This is a genomic window from Shimia thalassica, assembly GCF_001458215.1.
Taxonomy (GTDB): domain Bacteria; phylum Pseudomonadota; class Alphaproteobacteria; order Rhodobacterales; family Rhodobacteraceae; genus Shimia; species Shimia thalassica.
Genome location: NZ_CYTW01000007.1, coordinates 45,525 through 61,439, shown reverse-complemented (window position 1 = coordinate 61,439; position 15,915 = coordinate 45,525). Strand labels below are relative to the sequence as shown.

Genomic DNA, 15,915 nt, shown 5'->3' with positions numbered 1-15,915 from the left:
GTGACTAGACCGCTGCCGCCTCTTGTTCCTTTGGCGTCAAAGCGATCATCGCGTCATATTGCGACAGGAACACCCTTCCGCTCAATTCCTCAAGGAAATGACTGCGTTCAAGACGATCCATTACCGGCCCTTTCACTTCTGAAAGGTGCAGCGCAATGCCCATATCTTGCAATCGCTTGTTGATCTCCTCAAGGCTTTCCAGCGCGCTCATGTCGATCTCGTTCACGGCAGAACACATCAGAACAACATTCTCGATGGGTTCATCACAGACCACGCGCTCGAGAAGGTAATCTTCAAGGAACCGCGCATTGGCAAAATAGAGGCTTTCGTCGATCCGCAAGGTCACAAGACTCGGGTGGGTTTCAACGTTGTGGCGCAGAATATTGCGGAAGTGCTGCGTTCCCGGAACCTGTCCAACTTCGGCCACGTGCGGGCGGGATGTTTTGTAAAGAAACAGACCAAGCGACAGAAGAACACCAGCAGACACGCCGACCTCGACGCCAAAGCCAAGTGTCAGAAAAATGGTTGCGGCCACAGCCGAAAAATCGACCTTGGAATAGCTCCATGTTTTCGTCAGGATCGAGAAATCAACAAGGCTTAGGACCGCCACAATGATGGTCGCAGCCAAGGTCGCCTTGGGCAAGAAGAACAACAATGGCGTGAGCAAGAGCGCTGCAAAAGCGATTCCGATGGCGGTATAGGCCCCTGCGGCAGGTGTTTCTGCACCAGCATCAAAATTCACAACCGAACGTGCGAAACCACCGGTCACCGGATATCCTCCCGACAAAGCCGCGGCGATGTTTGATGTTCCCAAACCGACCAACTCCTGATCCGGGACAATCCGTTGGCGTTTCTTTGCTGCCAGGGTCTGCGCCACCGAAACCGATTCAACAAAACCAATGACCGAAATGAGCAAGGCAGAGACGAAGAGAGAGGACCAGATTTCTCCGGAAAAGCTGGGCAGTGACAGCGGCGGCAGACCCATTGGCACCTCTCCGACGATGCGCACGCCTTTCGCCTCGAGATCAAACAGCCAGACAGCAATCGTGGTCGCCGCAACGGCCACAACCGGACCGGCCTTGGCCAGAATGTCGGCAAGCCGTGGCGGCAGTCCTGTTGCCAACAACAGGGGTTTCAGCCCTTTTCGCACCCAAAACAAAAACGCAACCGACGTCACCCCGATCAGCAAAGTGATCATGTTGGTTTCTTGGATATGAGCATCAAGGGATCGCACAAGTTCATAGAGATTATGCCCATGTGCATCGACACCCAGAATATGTTTGAGCTGTGATGTGGCGATCAATACACCCGAAGCCGTTATGAAACCCGCGATCACGGGATGCGACAGGAAGTTGGCCAAAAAGCCCAGTCGGAACAGGCCCATAACAGTCAGGATCACACCAGACATGAAGGCCAGTGTTATCGCCGCAGCGGCGTATTCCGCAGTTCCCTGCAGCGCAAGATTGCCAACGGCCGCCGCTGTCATAAGCGAGATAACGGCCACGGGACCAACTGCCAATGCACGCGACGTCCCGAAAATAGCATAGGCCACCAAAGGCAGGATCGACGCATACAGGCCCATCTCGGCTGGCAAACCCGCCAACAAGGCATAGGCCAAAGATTGCGGGATCAGCATGATCGTTACAATCACCGCCGCAACGACATCCGATGTCAACGCATCCCGATCATAGCTTTTGGACCATTGCAAAATCGGCAAGTGGCGTTCGAGGTTTGCGCGGGATACTTTTGGAAAGGCCATGGAATCATCCTGTGTGGCGCATGCAGTTGATGCCTTATATATTCAGAATAATGAATAAGTGAAGGGCTGTTTTCGAAATTGGCGTGGCCCGCGTAAAATTGTCCGGCCCGGCCTAAGAAAACCGCACCTCCGGTTCATGATCGATTTAAACGCAAAATGCGCACCAAGACATGACGCGCATTCTGCAATATTTCAGGCTATCGGCATGGACACGTCCCATCGTGTTCTTAGCTTGCCGAGATTTTTTCAGGCTTGGCCATCCATTCTTTACCGCGCAGCATCGCCTTCCAATAGACGGGTGGCAGGATCTGCTCTTTCAAAATCCACGCCGCGCGTGTCGGCTTGGTTCCGTCAATCACCCATTTGGGGAAGCTGGGCAGCAGCGTGCCACCATATCCGAATTCTGCGAGCACAATCTTTCCGCGCTCAACGGTCAGTGGGCAAGACCCATACCCGTTATAGATCGCGGTTGGCGATTTGCCTTCGATATCATCCACAAGGTTTTCGGCCACAATGGGCGCCTGTACCCGCGCAGCCGCAGCCGTTTTCGCGTTTGGCGCATTCATCACATCGCCTAGAGACCAGATATTGTCGAACTCTTTATGGCGCAGTGTGCTTTGATCCACATCGATCCAGCCCGCAGCATCCGCAAGAGGCGACACGCGGATAAAGTCTGGCGCTGTTTGCGGCGGGCACACATGCATCATGTCAAAGTCGACCGTGACCGTGATTTTCTCTTCATCCGGCTTGGAGACTTCGAACGTGGCCTGTTTGGCCGGACCATCAACCGAGATCAGGTTGTGGAAGAAATTCAGATCCGCATCATACCGCTCAACATATTCCATAAGGGCCGGAACATAATCTTTGACGCCAAACAGGACACCACCGGCATTCATGAACTGAATATCCATGTCCTTGAGAACCCCCATGCGTTCCCAATTGCTTGCCGACAGATACATCGCCTTTTGCGGCGCGCCTGCGCATTTGATGGGCATGGGCGGCTGCGTGAACAAAGCACGGCCCTTTTTGACCTGATTGACCAATTCCCAAGTGTAAGGCGCCAAATCGTAACGATAGTTCGATGTCACACCGTTCTTACCCAGCGTTTCAACCAACCCTTCAACCTTGTTCCAGTCGAGCTTCAAACCCGGACAGACCACAAGGCGGTTGTATTTCACAACGCGACACCCATCGAGAATGACAGCGTTGTCTTTGGGTTCGAACGCAGCAACCGCAGATTTCAACCAATGCACGCCTTTTGGGATCAGCGAGCCCATCGTCTTGGCTGTTGTTTCGGCATCGAAAATCCCGCCGCCGACCATGGTCCAACCCGGCTGGTAGTAGTGAATATCGGCCGGATCAATCACCGCAATGTCGAGGCCCGGTTTACGTGAGACAAGCGAAGACGCCACCGCGATGCCAGCCGCACCGCCCCCAACAATCACCACATCAAAGGCGGCGTCCCCGCTGTCAGTCGGGGTCTTGCCGCCGTTTACGATGCGACGCACAACGCCGGCCATGTCATATCCCGCCGCCTTGGTCGCCGCGAGAATATCACTTGGCGCCATCGTCGCGGCCTGCGCCAGCGACCAAAGCGTTGCCGATCGTGTTCCGGTCCGGCAATAGGCGAACACCGGACCCGGCATTTCCATCAACGCCTGCCCAAATGCGACGGCATCTTCGTCCTGCACTTTGCCCGACACGACAGGCAGGTATGTGCATCCCAGACCCACGGCCTGTGCCGCGCTTTCTATTTCTTCAAAGGTTGGCTGATCCGCGCCTTCTCCGTCTGGACGATTGCACATGATCGAGCGAAACCCCATCGCTGCAATGGCTTTGACATCTTCGGGGGAGATTTGCGGCGAGACCGAAATCTGCTCGGAGATTTTCTTGGCTTCCATCAGTGCAATCCTTTCAAACGTTGATTAGCGACGGCAGGTTGAAACGCCCAGAATCCGGTATAGCGGGCAAAATTTCATGGCCGATGTCCCAGCAAGCACAAGCCCGACAACAATTGCACCGTACTTCATCACGGCATTATCCCAAACCGCCGCTTGGGTTACAAATGGAAGAAGAAACAACGCAATTCCAAGGATCAGACGCACAAGGCGATCAAGATTTCCCACATTCGCAGTCATGGCAGGTCTCCGTCTCTTTTAAACAGGGTCAAAATAAGTTGTCGAATTATATTCAAAACAATGAATAAATAGAACCCGCTTCGCATGGGCCATGTTGCCACAGGTTCACCCAAGGGGCGCAATCGCCGCAAAAACACCTACTTTGGGCGTGTCATGGCCCCATGACGCAACGTGCACCCACCGTGGAAACAGCAACGTTTGGTCTTAACTTTTACGCCCAAATGGCGGTGGCAGAATCGGAGCCCTTTGTGCTAGGTTTTGCGGCATGCTGCGACCCGACCCCAACATAGGCGAAAGCCAACCCATCATCCGTCAACTGGATGACGCCGCCATCAACCGTATTGCGGCGGGTGAAGTTGTCGAGCGTCCTGCCTCGGCTGTTAAAGAACTTGTCGAGAATGCGCTGGATGCGGGTGCACGCAGAATTGAGGTCGCGATTGCCAACGGAGGCAAAACCCTCATCCGTGTCACAGACGACGGATGCGGCATCGCGGGCACAGATCTGCCTTTGGCCCTGTCACGCCATGCCACGTCAAAAATTGACGGGTCCGACCTCTTGGACATTCACACCTTTGGTTTCCGCGGAGAAGCCCTGCCCTCCCTCGGCGCGGTTGGACGCCTGAACATCACGTCGCGCGTTGCAGGACAGGATGCAGCGTCGATTTCGGTCGAAGGCGGCAAGATGAGCCCGGTGAAACCGGCCGCCCTGTCTGGGGGCACCATCGTCGAGTTGCGCGATCTGTTTTATGCAACGCCTGCACGGCTCAAGTTCATGCGCTCGGATCGCGCCGAATCCCAAGCCATTGGTGATGTGATCAAACGTCTTGCGATGGCGGAACCTTTTGTCGGCTTCACCCTGCGCGATGTTTCAAATGGTGGCGAAGGCCGCGTTTCTTTTCGCGCGGATGCCGAGACCGGTGACCTTTTTGACGCGCTGCACGGGCGTTTGGCACGGATCATCGGCACCGAATTTGCCGAGAATGCGTTGCGCATCGATACAAGCCGGGAGGGCCTGCACCTCACGGGGTATGCGGCACTTCCCACGTATTCTCGCGGGTCTTCCGTGGCGCAGTACCTGTTCGTGAATGGGCGGCCCGTCAAAGACAAGCTTCTGGTGGGCGCGCTGCGGGCGGCCTATTTCGACTTTCTAAGCAGAGACCGCCACCCCGCCGCCGCCTTGTTTATCGAATGTGATCCACATCTGGTGGATGTGAACGTCCACCCCGCCAAATCAGAAGTGCGGTTTCGCGATCCGGGCATGGCACGTGGTCTGATCGTAAGCGGCCTGAGGCATGCTCTGGCAGAGGCCGGACATCGGGCCTCAAGCACTGTGGCCGGTGCAACCTTGGGCGCGTTTCGCCCCGAATCTCCGGGTGGAACTGCACGGGTCTATCAAATGGATCGCCCGTCATTCGGGGCACGCGCTGCTGCATATGCCGCTCAGGCACCGATGCCGGAACAGGGGTTTTCCGAATTGTCGGATGCCTTCAGTGCGCGGGTCGAACCAACACCGTTCGAAGAGTATCCTTCGGCGGATTCGGCACAGACGGATCAGCCCGCCACCGCCTTGCCTCTTGGCGCCGCAAGGGCGCAGGTGCACGAAAACTATATTGTGGCACAGACAGAAGACGGCATGGTGATCGTCGACCAGCACGCCGCCCACGAGCGGCTGGTCTATGAAAAACTAAAGCGGCAGATGGCGGACAACGGCGTGCCTGCGCAGGCCCTGCTGATTCCGGAGATTGTTGAGCTTTCGGAAAATGACGCCGCCAAAATCCTGTCTGTATCTGACGAATTGTCCCGTTTTGGCCTCACACTTGAAGCCTTTGGTGGGGCCGCAGTGGCGGTTCGCGAAACACCCGCTATTCTGGGAGAAGTCAACGCCCGCAAGATGGTTCTGGATATACTCGACGAGCTGGATGATCAGGGCGAGAGCCTGCTTGTTCAGGCAAGGATTGAAGCAATCTTGAGCCGCGTCGCCTGTCACGGGTCGATCCGTTCGGGGCGCCGTATGCAGGCCGATGAAATGAATGCGTTGCTGCGCGAAATGGAAGCCACCCCCCATTCGGGCCAATGCAACCATGGCCGGCCGACATACGTTGAACTAAAGCTTTCTGATATCGAAAAACTGTTCGGACGAACCTGAGTGTTCCAACCGGACATTATTGAGTTTCACAGCAGGGACCCCCAGCTTTCGGGGGCATGAATATGGTCACGATCGGTGAATATACGTTAGGTCCAGTCGAACTTGGAGCGGGCGCAATCGCGCTGTTTGTCATAATACTGCTCATGATGACAGTACGGGCCGCTGGCCGTTCCGCGCAAATGGCAGAGCCTCTGGCCCATCAGATCGGCGCATTGGGGCAGCGGGTCGAATCGCTGTCCGCAGGCCAGCAACAGCTTGCCGGTGGTCTTACCAACGTGGCCGAAACCCAAGCTGCGGCGCAGGCAAACCTGTTGCAACATATGGAAAAACGTTTGGCCCAGGTCGGTCAACAAATGAACGAAAACCTGCAGGGATCATCACGCCGAACGGCGCATTCACTGGGCGAGCTGCAAGAGCGGCTCAAGACCATCGACAAAGCGCAGGAAAACATCACCAAACTGTCCGGAGACGTCCTGTCTCTTCAAGACATTCTATCGAACAAACAAACCCGCGGCGCGTTCGGTGAAATCCAGCTCAATGATATTGTGGGCAAGGCGCTTCCGAAAGACAGCTATGCGCTTCAACATACGCTCTCAAACGGGAAGCGTGCGGATTGTTTGATCCACCTGCCAAACCCGCCCGGCCCGATTGTAATAGACTCAAAATTCCCGCTTGAGGCCTATGAAGCCCTGCGCAATGCCCAAACCCAGCAACAGTTGAATGATGCGGCACGTATGTTGCGCACCAGTGTGCGCACCCACATCAAGGCAATTTCAGCCAAGTATATCCTTGAGGGCGAGACCGCTGACGGCGCCTTGATGTTTCTGCCCTCAGAGGCCGTTTATGCCGAACTGCACGCCAACTTCCCTGAACTGGTCCGCGAAGGTTTTGCGGCACGGGTCTGGATCGTATCACCCACCACATGCATGGCCACGCTCAACACCATGCGGGCCATCCTCAAGGATGCACGCATGAGAGAGCAAGCCGGTGCAATCCGGCGCGAGCTTGGGTTGCTCTATGCGGATATGGAACGCTTGGGCACACGTGTTGAAAACCTTGACCGCCATTTTGGGCAAGCTGCAAAAGACATCTCGGAAATCAAAATCAGCTCTGAAAAAGCGGGCCGTAGGGCAAGACGCCTTGATAACTTTGACTTCGAGGAACTGGCTCCGGAAACCGACAACACCGTGCCTCTCGTTCGGCCCAAAACCTAGGTCTCGGGCAAAACAGCACAGACTGAGTCGCGTCATCAAGGCACGTTCTGTTTCAAATTAGCTTGAGAGAGATCAAGGACGGTGCGCATAATATCCTGCGTAATGCTTATGTAACGGCGAACGGAGGATCAGCATGCTTGAGATTACCCCATGGAAAGTGGCGCAGGTTGTGCTGATGGCACGAGAGTTGAACCGGGCCGAAGGCGAACTTCGCGCATTCATTGAACGCTTGAACGAAGATGAACAGGCAAGTCTGGTCGCCATTATGTGGATTGGCCGCGAGAGTTTTGCTGCGGAAGAGCTTCAGGAAGCGATCAACACCGCCAAGATTGAAGCGACTGCACCAACAGCAGACTATCTGCTGGGGTCGCCACACATGTCCGACCATTTGGAAAACGGCATGGAAGAGCTCGGGATTTCACTCAGCGGTGAAGAAGACGAGCTGGTGCGCGGCGGCTAAGCCAACAACCTGTTTCACAGGGCTACGATGTCAATCGCAGCCCTGCGTGGTTCCGGTTTATCCGGGCGTGTACCAGATAGGCGACGTATATGCGCGCTCGGTCGTGGTCATGGGCACTTCATCCGACATCTCGACCTGGAAACGATAGGCTTCGTACGCGGTCCAGCGTGGAGTCGGGATTTCGATCACCCGCGCATAGTAGACCGCCTTGAGCGCGGGATCGAATTCCGGATCGGTCCAGACCCCGATCAATTCCGGCGCCCCGATTGTGTTGGTCCATGTTGCGTTTGCAACATCAACGGTGTTGCCGACCGAGGGCACTTTCCCGTCCGCGCCTTTTGCGCGATCCCCACTCCAGGCCACGTCATATACTTTTTCCGAGGTTGTTCCGTCTTCGTTCAACCAGCCTTTGATGATCTGGATCCGGTCAAGGTTTCCGCTGTAGGGATCTTTCAACGCTGCAAACAGAAAGGTCGGTGCCTTGCCGTCAGGCGCGGATTTCAGATCGCCCCCCATGGGCACGCCTTTGGCATATCCGATGTCGGCAGGCAGGCGTGACAGGGCATCGGCCTCCGAGAAATCCCATCCCCCGAAAAGGCGTACCATCATGCGCGATCCCGTAGTCGCATAGACTTCGCGACGCTCAAAGGCATCAAAAATCGCTTCGCGGGTGTTTTCCGTGGCCCAGACACCAGCATAGCCACCGGATGCTTGTTGCCAGCCGTAAATCGAAAACTCTGGATCAGGTGCTTCGATCACAAGGTGTTGCCACCGGTTTGGCTCGGGTTCAACACCGGAATGCTTGCCAAAGAAGTTGTCCTCACCGACCGCAGCCATGCCTGTATGGGCATCGGTTGAGCCAATCTGACCAACCTTGAACGGGTTCACGCCCAGCTCTTTTTCAAGACGCAGACCGATTTTAAAGGCTTCGCGAGAATACTCGAACTCAAGCATATCCTGCGTTTTGGCTTCGGTCCCGTTAAGGTTGGACGCGTCCCACGTGTCAAAATCTGCAAATTCATCGTCCGGACTCAGGAAAGGGTGTGCTTCGCTGTCGCCTTTGATTTGCGTTGTTTCAATGACCGGTTCGAATTCCGCCCGAAGTGCTGCAAGCTCTGCGGTCAGAGGGGTTCCATCGAAATTTTTGTCCGAGAACAACCGGCCGTTAGACAGGTTTCCGTTATGTGGAATGGCCAGAACATCGCCCCCTGTGCGCTTCTCGAAATCCGCCAGATGACGCCACAGGTCTTCGGGATTTTTGCTGTCAAATTGTGAAAACGGCACCACCTGATTTGCATAAGACGCGTTGTCTCGGAAAATGACGTTACGGTGGATGTTGTCGCCCCCTTCCGAGGTCCATTCATATCCGATCAGGGCAGTAAACCGGCCCGGATCATTAAACCGTTCGGCCAGTTCGGTATAATCATGCCACGCTGATTTGATGGCTTTGGGGCTGTCGATCGGGGCTACATCCCCTGACAAAGACGCAACAATTTCCATCGCTGTATTAAAGACAACCGTTTCATCACCACTGGTCAGCGCATCGTACCACCTTCGCCCGATATCTGTGGAAAGAATGCTCGGATCACCGCTCAGCAGTTGGGGCATAAGTCCGTACATTTCGGAATGATCTGCCACGACAAGAAAATCCAAGGGTCGGTCCAGTTTGGCTCGAAGACCATGCGTGGTCGTCACCTCTTCGCCACGTGCGAAACGAAACGCCTGTTCCTGCGTCATCCGCGTCATGGTTCCGGCATCTACCGAAACCATAGTGTGAAGGTGCGTGTCCCCCCAGAGCACCTGTGTCGGAAAACTGCGTCCGGCATAGGGTGAGAAATGGTCGGATTGAAATACGGTGCCAACGTCTTCTTTGCTGGGTAGCACATCTTGTACATTCTGCGATGAACCTGCCGTTGCAGACACCGCCAGCAGGACCAGTGCGGACATTGAGTACTTTGTAATGATCATCGTGTGTCTCCGGTCAGTTGAAAGCCGACACAACCCTAACCCGATTTTCCAAGATCACAAAATCCTGTGCAAAAATGCGCCGCACAACAAAAAAAGGCCGCGCAATCTACACGGCCTTCTTTTTTAGCGGTTCAAAAATCACGCGGTGTGATCAACCACCTCAAGGTGCTGCGCAAGGGTCCCGATTTCATCCAGCCAACGGGTGAACAATTTGGGATCACTTGGCGCGGCATGTACGCCGGCCGCAATTTCCTTATTCATGACGGCTTCTACGGCCAAAGAGACTGGCACGGAAACCAAGCGCGCCATCGCCGTGCCGCGATCATCGCCCCAAGCATCCATGACATAGGTTTTATGCCAGACCTCGGACCCGTCTTTTTCCGCTTTCAGACCAACACACAAAACAACGCGATCCGGCTCACCTTCGTCATAGGCGTTTTCGTCCCAGAACTGGTCAGACATCTCTTTCAGACGCGCATCCCCTTCGGGGCCTGCCAAAGTTTCGATTTCTTTGAAGACGCCGTCCCATGCTTCGGCCCAACCGTTCAAACGCAACGTGCCGCGCACAAACTCTTTCACCGTCCAATTCTCATCGAAGTGATAGTCTTGCATAAAGGGCAATGAATCGCGATTTGGGTAAACTTCAAAGCTTTCAGGTTTGGCCAACGGCGCCTGATAGCTGGAAATCGCATCCCAAGGACGCGCAACATCCAGAGGTGCATGGTCCCGGATCGAACGAGAAGGCGATCTTAATGCCTTGAGAACCCCAAGCGGCGACCAGCTGAACTTGTAACGGAAGGGGTTGGGGATCTTGGGAATGCCGCCGCAATACGAAATAAACGACAACGTGTTGCCCGCATCATATGCATCAGACGCTTTGTAATCTGCGACCAAACGATGGGCCATAAGATGGTCGATGCCCGGATCAAGACCAACCTCATTGACCAAAGCAACGCCTGCGGCGCGTGCTTTGTCGTCAAGCGCGCGCATCTCTGGGGCGATATAAGACGATGAAACAAAGTTCGCGCCTTTTTCGATGCATAGTTCAGCAACAGGAACATGCCAATCACCGGGCAGCATCGAAACAACCACATCCCCTGCAGCGACCTCGGCGCGCAGAGCGTCAATCTCGAATGCCTTGATCTTGTCGGTGATGTCACCGACGGCCTCTTCAGCCTTTTCAATTGTCCGGTTCCAGACAACAACATCCTGGCCAGCCTCAATCAGGCGGCGCAAACCGGGAATGGCCGAAAGGCCAGTGCCACACCAATGGATCGTCATGTTCGCCTCCTTAAAGGTCTTTGCTATGTTCGTTAAAGTCGGCTTCTGCGCGCGTCCAAACGCCGTCTGCCAGATCGCCCAGCTTCATCAGCGTGGGCAAAAGCTGCTCTGCATAATCCTGAGACGACTCGACCGGCAACATTGAAGGCAGGTTATCAATCGCCATCACATCCAGCACGGGTGCGTCATGAACGCGAAGGGCTGGAGCCTCCCATGTGGTCGCTTCGTTGTAGACAGGAACAGGGTTATAATCACTGTCCGGATCACACGCGACATCACCAATCGCTGTCAGATTTCTTTCGGCAGCTTTCGCCTCGGCCGGAACAAAAACGGGCGTTCCGGGACGGGCTAGAATACAGTTCATGAAGATATCATGTTGCAGAATTTCGGGGAACGGTCCGCCACTGCTGGTCTCAGCGATATCCCACTTGGTCACCATGACACCCAGTGTTTCGAGAAGATCCGCCGCACCAGTTCCAACACGTCCCAAGGCGCCAATGACGATGGCTTCGGGTAAATCATCGGTCAGGGTGTCCAGATCCGTGCCCAGATCATCCAGCAAATCGTCCTTGCTGCCATAGACGCCAACCGGGCCACAAATACCGCCCTTCTTCTGGGCGATCCACGTCTTCAGGGTCACCGCTGCGCCTGCGTATCCGGCCCAATAGCCAAACGCCGCGACGCGACGCCCGGTTTCATCAACCAGATACTCGAGGTCATAAAGCGTTCCGCTACCTGCCTTGAACCGTTTGAGCAGTGCCACACCCGAATGCTGCCCTTTGAACGCATGTCCAAACATGATGTGTCGATGAGGCAGGGCGCTGCCATCTTCCGGCAGTTCCTTTAGTCCAAAAATGATCGCGTCGAGCGGTGCTTGCGGCCAGCTGTTTTCTTGCGCAATTTCACATCCGGCTTCACGATAGCCGTCGATTGGTATCGCGCGCACCGAGCTTTCTTCGACGGTCACACGAATGCCGTTGTCAATCAGCGCCTTTGCACCTTCCGGCGTTATCCCGACACGCTCTTCGTTTTGCCGTTGTTCGGCCCGAACCCAAAGATGAGTCATTCCAATTCCCCTCGTTAACGGGGAAAGGTAAATCAGCCCCTTGGCCGAAACACAAGACCGGCGCGCACCACTTTGCAGGCCGCAATGAATGGCGCTGAAAGGTTAAACGCCTTCGGGTTTTCCAACGATCACGAACTGCAATGCGTCAGGCTTCAAAAGCTCGCTCGCGACGCGGTTGATCTCATCCAGAGTAACGGCATTCACCTTGTCATTGCGGGTCTTGATATAATCGATCGGAAGCCCCTGAACCTGCATCCCGACCATAATCTCGGCAATCGCACCATTGCCATCAAACCGCAGGGGGTACGCCCCTGTCAAAAGCGCTTTGGCCTTGTTCAACTCGTCCAGGGTAACACCGTCATTGGCCATGCGTGCCCATTCGTCCTGAATGACCTGCACCGCTTCGCCAATGCGATCATTCGCTGACGCCACACTGCCCATGTACAAGGCCGCGAGGTCTTTGGGCACGAGATAGGAATACACGCCATAGGTCAGCCCGCGTTTTTCGCGCACCTCTTCCATCAGGCGGCTTTCAAAGCCGCCGCCGCCCAAAATCGTGTTCAGAAGATAGGCTGCAAAAAAGTCGTCATCATCGCGTTCGATCCCAAGCTGGCCAAACACGGCGACGGATTGGGGCGTGTCAAACTCGACCACCTCAACCGCGCCCGTCAAATTCGGCGTTGTTTTTGGCGGCAAAGGAGCGCCCTTTTCCGGCAATGCACCCAGCAAGTTATCAAGCATCGGGCCCAATTCTTCGGCTGTGACGTCGCCGACAACCGAAACAACCATACGGTCCTTTGCAAGGGCCGCTTGATGTGCTGCAACGATATCGTCCCGCGTCAGGGAGGATACGCTTTCGAGCGTGCCATTCAGGCCAGACCCGTAAGGGTGATCTCCAAACGCAATAGCCTTGAATGTCTTGCCGGCAATTTTGTTCGGATCGGTCTCTTCAGAACGCACAACGGACAAAACCTGTCCGCGTACCCTTTCGAGAGAGGCTTCGTCAAAACGGGGCTCGATGATGGACAGGCGCAGCAATTCCATTGCTTCATCCCGGTTTTCGGAAAGAAACACAGACGAAATCGCGACCGTGTCATCCGACACATCATATCCGTATCGCGCCGCAAGGCTTTCAGAGGCCTTGGCAAACCCTTGCGAGTCCAGATCGCCCGCGCCCTCTTCGAGCAGCCCCACCATCAGATTGGTTGCGCCGCGCTTGCCTTCTGCGTCAAGGGACGCGCCCCCCTGAAAACGCAACTCCAATGCGACCATCGGTATCGACGGCTCTTCGAGCAGCCAAACGTTGATCCCGCCTGGCGACTTAAATTCCTTGATGTCCACATCTGCCCGCGCTGGCAGAGACACAAAAACCATCAAGACGGCAAACAGAAATCTCTTCATTGGTTCATCTCCGTTTGTTTGGCGCCTTGCAGCCAGCCCGTGACCGACTTTTTGTCGTCAAAGACCATGCGGGCGGCCTCCATGATATCCTCTGATGTCACGGCCTGAAGAACGTCGGGCCATGCCTGTACGTCTTCGACACGCAACCCCGATGTCAACGCGCGCCCGTACCGATTGGCCAAAGAGCCGACATTGTCACGGGCATAAATCTGCGAGGCGCGCAGCTGCATCTTGATCCGTTCAAGATGCTCTTCGTCGACACCAGTTTCAAAAAACGCGGCAATGACAGCATCCATTGCATCTTCGGCTTCCTGAAGGCTTGTGCCGTGAGCCGGAACAACGGTTAGGTCAAAGGTCGTCTTATCCAGAGATGTCCCACTGTAATGCGCGCCCGTATAGACAGCGATCTTGTCCTCGAATTGCAGCTGTTCAGCCAAGACAGATGTCGTGCCGCCCCCCAGAACCTCGGCCAGCATCGTCAAAGCGGCCGCACCTTCTTGCGCGCCGGGGTCACGTTCCGGCGCAAGGTAGGATCGCGTCACATAGGGTTGTGAGACGCGTTTGTCATGAAACACCATGCGACGCGCAGAGGTCTGCGGCGGTTCTATCGTGCGCTCGCGCGGTTTCAAATCGGGGTTTGCAGGCAAAACGCCATAGTATTTCTCGGCCAGCTCCAGCACTTCGTCAGGCTGCACATCGCCTGCGACCACCAGGATTGCGTTGTTCGGGGCGTAAAAGGTTTTGTAGTAGGCCAGCGCATCTTCGAGCGACAGCGTTTCCATCTCATGACGCCACCCGATGATGGGCACACCGTACCTGTGGTTGAGATATTGCGCCGCGTTCAACTGTTCCCGAAACAGGGCGCCGGGGCTGTTTTCCGTGCGCTGGTTGCGCTCTTCGATGATCACGTCGCGCTCGGTCAGAATTTCTTCCTCTCCGAGGCGAAGGTTGACCATGCGATCACTCTCCATCCGCATCATCAGTTCAAGCCGGTCCGCCGCGACACGCTGAAAGTATGCCGTATAGTCATAACTCGTGAAGGCGTTGTCACGCCCGCCATTGGCGGCCACCGTTGCGGAAAACTCACCCGGCTCAAGTGTATCAGTGCCTTTGAACAAAAGATGCTCAAGGAAATGCGCCACGCCCGAAACGCCCGGTGTCTCGTCGGCAGACCCCGAGCGATACCAGACCATATGCATCACAACGGGTGCGCGGTGGTCTTCAACCACCACGACATCCATTCCGTTGTCCAATTGAAAGGTGCTCACCATTTCTTTGGCCTTGGCGGGCAGCGCTGCAATCGCAACCAGTGCAGCAGCCATAAGTACGCGCGGCATGAGGATCTCTCCCTGAAAATCTTTCACAAGTGATAGTTACGCCCGAATGAGGGCGCTTCAAGGGCGGATACCCTCAAGTCACAAAAACGTTTATCAGTAATTTGGAGGAGAAGCCGGTGTTGGAGCACCTGCCTGACGCCAGCGTCCCTGTTCGGAATACTGCCCCAGATGGTGTTTTTCGTAGACTTCGTTGTAGCGGTCCTGCTTGCCAATCTTGATATTCGTGAACCGTCCACGCTTGCGGCGGAATTCCGCGTCTTCTGCGGCAACAGTCTGACGAATATCAGCAGAGCGACCGGTACGACCGGTATAGTTTACCAATGCCGCATCGCTGCTTGAGATGGCAGTGCCGTGCACGGCGCTTCGAGATCCGCCCAACGCCGCAACCGCGTCGCCGATGGGATCAAGGTCTGTGCGGTTCACACCACCGGGTGTCGGTGCAGGCAACGCCGCCAGATCTTTTGGCTGTTCCAATGGTTTAGCAGGGATAATACGAAACTCGTCAGGGCCATCGCCCGGCTTGCTCAAATGGCGCAATCCATCGTTCCCGCTGCACGCAGCGAGTGTCAGGGCCATACCAAAAAGGAACATACGCTTTAGGCGCATTGCTCTACTCCTGCTTCCTCGGGACTGCTTTTACAGTATTGTTGCGGCGCCGTCACGAGGCCTTTTCACTTCCGCCAAAAATCGCGAGACCAATAGCCCCTGCGAAGATCCAGACATCAGCCAGATTGAAGGCAAAGGGGTTGTTGATACCGCAACAGGACATGTTCAAAAAGTCTGCGACAGCTCCGTACAACAAGCGGTCGATGACATTTCCAATCGCACCACCAATCAATACTCCGGCCGAGATCAGCCCGATCCGGCCCGGCGGATCACGACGCACCCAAAACAGCACAAACAGACAAATCACGGCCGCAATGGTGATCAGAATCCACCGCGCCGCATCCGAGTCATGTGCAAACAGGCCAAAATTTACGCCTTCGTTCCACGCCATGCGGAACCGTAAAAAGGGTGGAAAAACATCAATCTGGCCGCGTTCGGCCAAATTCAGGCCATGCACAACGAGGTATTTGCTGGCCTGATCGGTCAGAAATGCCCAGAAAGCTGCCCAGAAAACCAGACGCATAGAGCGCCTCCTTCGA

The 15,915-nt window shown here is 55.4% G+C and carries 13 protein-coding genes; 3 read left to right on the top strand and 10 right to left on the bottom strand.

Features of this window, described 5'->3' with window-relative positions; all coding sequences use genetic code 11:
- Nucleotides 1-4: 4 nt before the first annotated feature.
- From PH7735_RS19260 to PH7735_RS19250, 3 genes are all read right to left on the bottom strand, one after another.
- Complete coding sequence (locus tag PH7735_RS19260; protein ID WP_058313068.1) at nucleotides 5-1,759, bottom strand: SulP family inorganic anion transporter; 1,755 nt, start codon at nucleotides 1,757-1,759, stop codon at nucleotides 5-7.
- Nucleotides 1,760-1,986: 227 nt separating this feature from the next.
- Nucleotides 1,987-3,660 carry a bifunctional protein tyrosine phosphatase family protein/NAD(P)/FAD-dependent oxidoreductase gene (locus tag PH7735_RS19255; RefSeq protein WP_058313067.1) on the bottom strand — a complete coding sequence of 558 codons (1,674 nt, stop codon included), beginning with the start codon at nucleotides 3,658-3,660 and terminating at the stop codon, nucleotides 1,987-1,989.
- Nucleotides 3,661-3,684: 24 nt separating this feature from the next.
- Nucleotides 3,685-3,897 (bottom strand): YgaP family membrane protein, encoded by a 213-nt coding sequence (locus PH7735_RS19250; protein WP_058313066.1) that lies wholly within the window; start codon nucleotides 3,895-3,897, stop codon nucleotides 3,685-3,687.
- Nucleotides 3,898-4,162: 265 nt separating this feature from the next.
- Between PH7735_RS19250 and mutL the strand changes: the two genes are divergently transcribed.
- The 3 genes from mutL to PH7735_RS19235 all read left to right on the top strand — a co-directional run bounded on the left by mutL (nucleotide 4,163) and on the right by PH7735_RS19235 (nucleotide 7,717).
- Nucleotides 4,163-6,043, top strand: a complete 1,881-nt coding sequence (gene mutL / locus PH7735_RS19245) for a DNA mismatch repair endonuclease MutL (protein ID WP_058313065.1) — start codon at nucleotides 4,163-4,165, stop codon at nucleotides 6,041-6,043.
- A 62-nt stretch (nucleotides 6,044-6,105) separates the two neighbouring features.
- Nucleotides 6,106-7,257: a DNA recombination protein RmuC gene (locus tag PH7735_RS19240; protein WP_058313197.1), complete on the top strand. Its 1,152-nt coding sequence runs from the start codon at nucleotides 6,106-6,108 to the stop codon at nucleotides 7,255-7,257.
- A gap of 133 nt (nucleotides 7,258-7,390) precedes the next feature.
- The gene (locus PH7735_RS19235) at nucleotides 7,391-7,717 is read left to right on the top strand and encodes a DUF3775 domain-containing protein (protein ID WP_058313064.1); all 327 of its coding nucleotides are present in this window, start codon (nucleotides 7,391-7,393) and stop codon (nucleotides 7,715-7,717) included.
- Nucleotides 7,718-7,774: 57 nt separating this feature from the next.
- On the opposite strand, the gene PH7735_RS19230 is transcribed toward PH7735_RS19235, so the two are convergent.
- From PH7735_RS19230 to lspA, 7 genes are all read right to left on the bottom strand, one after another.
- The gene (locus PH7735_RS19230; protein ID WP_058313063.1) at nucleotides 7,775-9,685 is read right to left on the bottom strand and encodes a DUF3604 domain-containing protein; all 1,911 of its coding nucleotides are present in this window, start codon (nucleotides 9,683-9,685) and stop codon (nucleotides 7,775-7,777) included.
- 138 nt (nucleotides 9,686-9,823) lie between these two features.
- Nucleotides 9,824-10,966: a saccharopine dehydrogenase family protein gene (locus tag PH7735_RS19225; RefSeq protein WP_058313062.1), complete on the bottom strand. Its 1,143-nt coding sequence runs from the start codon at nucleotides 10,964-10,966 to the stop codon at nucleotides 9,824-9,826.
- Between the two features lie 10 nt (nucleotides 10,967-10,976).
- Entirely contained in the window at nucleotides 10,977-12,032 is a 1,056-nt protein-coding gene (locus tag PH7735_RS19220; RefSeq protein WP_058313061.1) for a saccharopine dehydrogenase, read from the bottom strand.
- A gap of 102 nt (nucleotides 12,033-12,134) precedes the next feature.
- On the bottom strand, nucleotides 12,135-13,433 hold the full coding sequence (locus PH7735_RS19215; protein WP_058313060.1) for a M16 family metallopeptidase: 1,299 nt from the start codon (nucleotides 13,431-13,433) through the stop codon (nucleotides 12,135-12,137).
- The gene (locus PH7735_RS19210) at nucleotides 13,430-14,770 is read right to left on the bottom strand and encodes a M16 family metallopeptidase (protein ID WP_058313059.1); all 1,341 of its coding nucleotides are present in this window, start codon (nucleotides 14,768-14,770) and stop codon (nucleotides 13,430-13,432) included. Before PH7735_RS19210 ends, PH7735_RS19215 begins: the two co-directional genes overlap by 4 nt.
- A 93-nt stretch (nucleotides 14,771-14,863) precedes the next feature.
- Nucleotides 14,864-15,376, bottom strand: coding sequence for a DUF3035 domain-containing protein (locus PH7735_RS19205; RefSeq protein WP_058313058.1), 513 nt, complete (start codon nucleotides 15,374-15,376; stop codon nucleotides 14,864-14,866).
- Nucleotides 15,377-15,428: 52 nt separating this feature from the next.
- Nucleotides 15,429-15,899: a signal peptidase II gene (gene lspA / locus PH7735_RS19200; protein ID WP_058313057.1), complete on the bottom strand. Its 471-nt coding sequence runs from the start codon at nucleotides 15,897-15,899 to the stop codon at nucleotides 15,429-15,431.
- Between the last annotated feature and the right edge of the window lie 16 nt (nucleotides 15,900-15,915).